General features: G+C 29.8%; 5 protein-coding genes. All 5 read left to right on the top strand.

Annotated features, from left to right (window positions below; translation table 11 throughout):
• On the top strand, positions 1 to 976 hold a 976-nt coding region (locus tag J7M77_RS02460; protein ID WP_296875616.1), incomplete at its 5' end, for a hypothetical protein.
• Positions 977 to 991: 15 nt separating this feature from the next.
• A complete protein-coding gene (locus J7M77_RS02455; RefSeq protein ID WP_296875615.1) occupies positions 992 to 2,776 on the top strand; it encodes a hypothetical protein in 1,785 nt (594 codons plus the stop codon).
• 2 nt (positions 2,777 to 2,778) lie between these two features.
• Entirely contained in the window at positions 2,779 to 4,161 is a 1,383-nt protein-coding gene (locus tag J7M77_RS02450) for a vWA domain-containing protein (RefSeq protein WP_296875613.1), read from the top strand.
• A 12-nt stretch (positions 4,162 to 4,173) separates the two neighbouring features.
• Positions 4,174 to 4,758 carry a hypothetical protein gene (locus J7M77_RS02445; protein ID WP_296875612.1) on the top strand — a complete coding sequence of 195 codons (585 nt, stop codon included), beginning with the start codon at positions 4,174 to 4,176 and terminating at the stop codon, positions 4,756 to 4,758.
• A gap of 84 nt (positions 4,759 to 4,842) precedes the next feature.
• Entirely contained in the window at positions 4,843 to 5,643 is an 801-nt protein-coding gene (gene ucpA, locus J7M77_RS02440; RefSeq protein ID WP_296875609.1) for an SDR family oxidoreductase UcpA, read from the top strand.

Genomic DNA, 5,643 nt, shown 5'->3' with positions numbered 1-5,643 from the left:
TTCCGCTCGTCATGAAGTACCGGAAACTATAAAAAATAACGTTGATTATAAGCTGTTAATGAAAGTTAAAGCTGAAGTTGATGAGGGGATTGACAAGTTACATTCAATTAAATCATATATCGATGAAACAACTAACAAAGGGGTCATTGAATTATTAGATATCGTTCAAGAACCGGATGAAGATGAATTTAAACAGGTATTAACTAAACAGATTAAAAGAAATCGTCCGTTTGATTTAGTTGATTTTATGAAAGCAAATGGATATTTGATCAATACAGTTTTAGTTAGCACTGGTGATACCGATATTGATTTAAGAATTCGTGATCTAAACAATGACGTAACAGAAAACGAAAGCTTTAAATATCAGGATTTACCAGTTCCCGTTGCTGATATGTATAAATGGATCCGTAAATCAATCAAATATATGGATGTAATTGAAAAGAATAATGCTAAGTTTGCCAAGATTCAGGAATGGATCAATGAAATCAAAACTAGCCTTGATCAAAATAAACAATTTATCGATAATGTTGAAACATTTGCTTTCTGTTTAAGAACTGGTTTTGTTAAACAAAAAACAGCTGGAAATACCAATGTATGGAATTATATGAATGGCAAAGAACCAGTAACTGTTAATTTAGTTACGGCTAAAACATTTGATCGTAAATATTATTTATATAATGTCTTTAGAAAATTTGGTCAATTAGAAACTAATCGTCTGGAAGCAATGAAAGGACAAACAATCAAATTGATTGAAAATGGTGACGAAGTTGATTTCAGTGCTTATGTTGATCACATCAAAGATATTTTAGGTGATGAATGCTTAGGTGATCCATTTAACTGGGAAGATATCAATGACGAAGCTTATATGCAAGGTGTTGGTGATAATTACAACATTACTGATTTAGAATTAGAAGAAGCTAATCCAGCTAAAGACTTACAACGATTCTATCAGTTATTATTAACTAGTATGGAATAAATTAGGAGTTCTATGATGAATAATTTAGAATTTAATGAAAACAAAGAAATTATTAAAAAGGATATTAATGCTTTTTGTAATGAATTATATAGTCTAGAATATTCTGGTTATGTAAATACTCCAGTAGTGATTGTCATATATTTAGGTGATGAAAGCTATCAGCAGGTAAATGCATCTTTAAAAGATGCATTTACCACTTCTTTTAGTAATGCACCTAGCTTAAAAGAAATTGTCATTAATCAGGCGATCTTAAAAGATGAAATTGTTAATGAAATCAAAAATGCAATCATGGAAATCGCAAATCAAGGAAAAAGTTATAATGATATTCGAATTGCTTTTATTACTTTGATGAATGATGTTTTTTATGATCAAAACAGTATAACGATCGTTGATAATTTAAAAGAGGGTTTTAAAGAATTAGAGTATTTAGGATTAAATTTATCTAAAAAAGCTTTATATGGATTGTTTAATCAAAATCAGATGAATCATAATTATCAAAATGCTTTTAAATTTGTTGAAGCGGGTAAAGAAATATGGAAGAATATTTTTCATATTGAAATACCATTTGTCGATACTAATTTAACTAGACAGGCCCAGTTAATTGCTTTAAATCTAATTAGAGATGATTACAACATGAAACAAACTGATAATGAGGGTTATTGTTGGACATCTTTGTATTTACACTATTTAAGAATTTCTGAGTTTATCACTTGTCGTTTATTACGGGAAATTTATGGTAAACAAATCGATAGCCGTTTTATCGATAGTGAAACATTTGAAGTAAATGTTAACCAGGTTTTAGATAAATTGTTTGGGGATATGTTAGTTGTAAATGAACGTAATAGTTATCAATACGTCCCATTAAATTATCAGGCACCTGAAGCACCGAAGAAAAAAGGATTTTCACTGTTTAAAAAGAATACACCAGAAAAAATCTTTTATAATAAAGTCTTGAAAGATGAAAATGTCGTTAAGAATTTAGTTGATCAATTATATGAAAATATTGCCATTGATGATCATCAGTATCAAGAAATCATTAAGCAGATTATTAGTTCATCGACATCAATTGATTGTGATCCTGGTAAAATTGGAAAACAGATTGTTCAGGTGTTAACATCAAGAATTGAAAAAATTGACCAGAATATTTTTAAATTAAGTGGTAAAAAGGTCATTGATTCGAATCTTGAAAATGTGGATCGATATTTAAGTGATGAATATAATTATCATCAACAAATTATTGTTTTAAATAAAGAAAAGGATATTTTAAAACAGATTATAAAAAACATTTCTAATGATTCTGTTTTAAAACAAATAATTAATGAAATTGTTAAAAAGAATCATTTTTATGCAAATATCTTAGATGAACTTACATTAAGTGAATATGGTGGTACTCTAGAAGTTTTAAATGTTCAAAACTTACCATCATTTAGTGTTAATCTTTCAGTTAAAGAAATATTAAACAATATCGATAAACAGTTTGTAAATGATATTATTAATAATAATCAATCATTATCACAGCGTTTAAAATTATTCTTAAATCATACTGTTTTAAATGATGTTTCTTACAAACATAGTCTAGGAATCATTAATCGAAATTTTACAGATATTAAAGATGTCTTTTCGTATTTGCTATTACCAGCTTCTTTAAGTACTAATCAGGATATTAATAATTTAGTGCAAAATTATGATAATTTATTAAAAAATGTTAATGATCTTTATCGTGATAATTCATTCTTTATCATTTCTACTAGAAGTTATGATTCAGATCAATATATTGTTAATTATAAGCGAGGTGAGTAGTCATGGATTTTAATGATTTTGATGAATTTAGTAGTAATAATACTAATAATAATTTAAATACCAATCCTGTTAATGAGACAAAATATTCTAGTCCAGCTAACAAATCATTTGATATAGCTACTTTGATTGTTAGTATCATTGGAGGAATTGCCGGGTATTTTTGCTCAGGATTTATTTATAATTTGATTAAAGATGATTTATGGTCACCACTAGCAGTTGGAATTACTTTTACAATCTTTTTTGCAGTAACTGGTTTGATTGTTTTTGCTTATAGTTCATTTAATGGTAATCAGGCTAATAGTAGAAATGGTGCTGGTAAGAATCTTATTTTTATGATCATTGCATTAGTTCTTACTTTATTTATAGCAACTTTATTTGAATATATTTATGAAATGAATTTTTCAAAAGAAAAGTATGTTTATATGGAACCTACTTCTTATGTATTTATCATTGATAATTCAAGTTCAATGAATGGAAATGATCCTGATGATCAAAGATATGACGCTATTGAAGAAATAATTGCTAACCAGGATGATGATTTCCCTTATGCTATTTACAGCTTTAATGATTCACTAAAATGTCAGCGTGAAATGGCCCCTAAATCTGATGGTTTAGAAGAATTTAAAGTCAATAATAATGGTGGTACTTATATTAAAGCTGCTTTGGAAAAATTGTTAGATGAATATCAGGATGATAATGTTAAAGAAGCCGGTAAAGCACCGAAGTTTTTATTGTTATCAGATGGTGAGGCTAGTGATATTGCTAGTGTTAATACAAGTGCTGTTTCTAATTTATTAGAAGATTATCGCGATAATAATATCACGATTTCTACGGTTGGACTTGGTAGTGCTGATTCAGTTTTAATGCAGGAAATTGCTGATCAAACTGGTGGTGTTTTTATCGATATTGATCAAGCTGATCAGTTAGAAACAGCAATGTCAAATGCAATCAGTCAATCTAGCAACAGTAAATATTCACGAACTTTCTTTACTTATCGTTATGTACCAGCGATGAATTTATTATATGCAATCATGCGTATTGTCTTTACGGCCATCATTGGATTTGTCATTTCTGCTTCAATGCTATTTGCAACTGGTAAAGATGATGATGCTAAGTTGATCATTGTTTCTTCGATCATTACAGCACTGCTGGCGGGATTGTTATTAGAACTAGGAATAAATACTTTTAAAATGGATAATGAGATCATGGTATTTATCTATATGTTATTAGTAGCTTTAGTGTTTATTAATAAAACGATAATCCGCTCTAATTTCAACAATAACGGCGGTTATAAGAGTATGTATGATGGCTATCAGCGCCAGGATGATCGTGATATTTTTAATCAAAATAGAGTGAATTCTGGGGATAAAGATTTGCGGTTTTAAGGAGATAGATAAATGATAAAATCAATAAAAGTTGAAAGTAAACATGGTAACGTTAGAACTGCTAATGCTGTAAAAGGTAACCAGGAAGATGAATTTGATTATTTATTAGAATTTATTCCTAATAAAAGCTCGGTCAACTATGAAAATAATATTATTGTTGGTAAAACTATTTTAAGACATCAGATAAATAGCCAAATCTTGATCTCGTATGATTTTAAACTTACACGTGGTTTATATGATGTAATGGTTACTAAAGTAGATTCCATTACTGAAAGTGAAATTAAATTAGTTGAAGATTCTAGACAAAAATATAGTGAGCCAGTAATGGTTGGTGGAAAATATAAAATTTCCGTTAAAATGATACCAACGATGTGTTATGGCAGTCAGGGTTTAATGATCGTACTTGAAAGCAATGAGGTTTCTTTAGATTCCAAGACAGTTTATTATAATGTTTTAAAAGAAGAATTAGAAAATATTCGTTTCTATGTTCCGTTTAATAATTCCAAGACAATCAGTTTCTTTGTCAAAGGGGTTACTAGAGATAGTATTGCTTTAAAAATTGGAAATCCTAGCTTTGAATTTATGTATAGTGATTAGGTTGAGGCAACTCAACCTTTTTAACTTGTTTGAAACTAATGATAAAATGAGTTAAAATATAACTAATTAGAAAGGAGCGATAAAATGGCTAAATTAGATGGAAAAGTAGCTATTATTACTGGTGCTGGAGCTGGTTTAGGTGAAGGGATTGCAACGGTTTATGCTAAATATGGTGCAAAAATGTGTCTAGTTGATATTTCACCAGATGTCAAAAAGGTAGCAGAAAAATTACAAGCAAAATATCATAGTGAAATTATTACTTATGTTGGAAGTGTTGCTGATAAACAAGTGATGGAAGAAGCGGTAGCATTAACAGTGGAAAAATTTGGTAAATTAGATATTGCCTGCGCTAATGCTGGAGTTTGTCGCTTAGCCCCATTTGAACAGATGAGCGATGAAATGCGCGATTTTCATATTGATGTTAATATCAAAGGAGTATGGAATACGTGTCAAGCGGCAATTAAAGAAATGTTAAAAGGTGGTGGCGGTAGTATTGTCATTGCTTCTAGTGTTACTGGTGACATTGTAGCTGATGCTGGTGAAGCTGCCTATGCAATGACGAAATCAGCTTTAGTTGGTCTAACTAAATGTTTAGCAGTAGAATATGCAAGTCGTAATATTCGCGTTAATTGTTCACAGCTTGGCTACGCAAGAACACCAATGGTTGAAAAAATGGCAGTGGAATCTAATCCAAATGATCCGGAACAGGCAATTAAAGATATTGCCAGTAATGTTCCAATGCAAAGACTGGCAAAGCCAACTGAAGTAGGTGAATTATTTGCCTTTTTAGGCAGTGATGAATCTAGTTATTTAACAGGTTCTCAAATTGTTATTGATGGTGGCAGCACTCTTCCTGAAACAATGAGTATTGGTACTAATGATTAA

The organism is Thomasclavelia sp. (genome assembly GCF_017889095.1).
Classification (GTDB): Bacteria; Bacillota_I; Bacilli_A; order Erysipelotrichales; family Coprobacillaceae; genus Thomasclavelia.
This window is presented reverse-complemented; position numbering and strand designations above follow the sequence as displayed.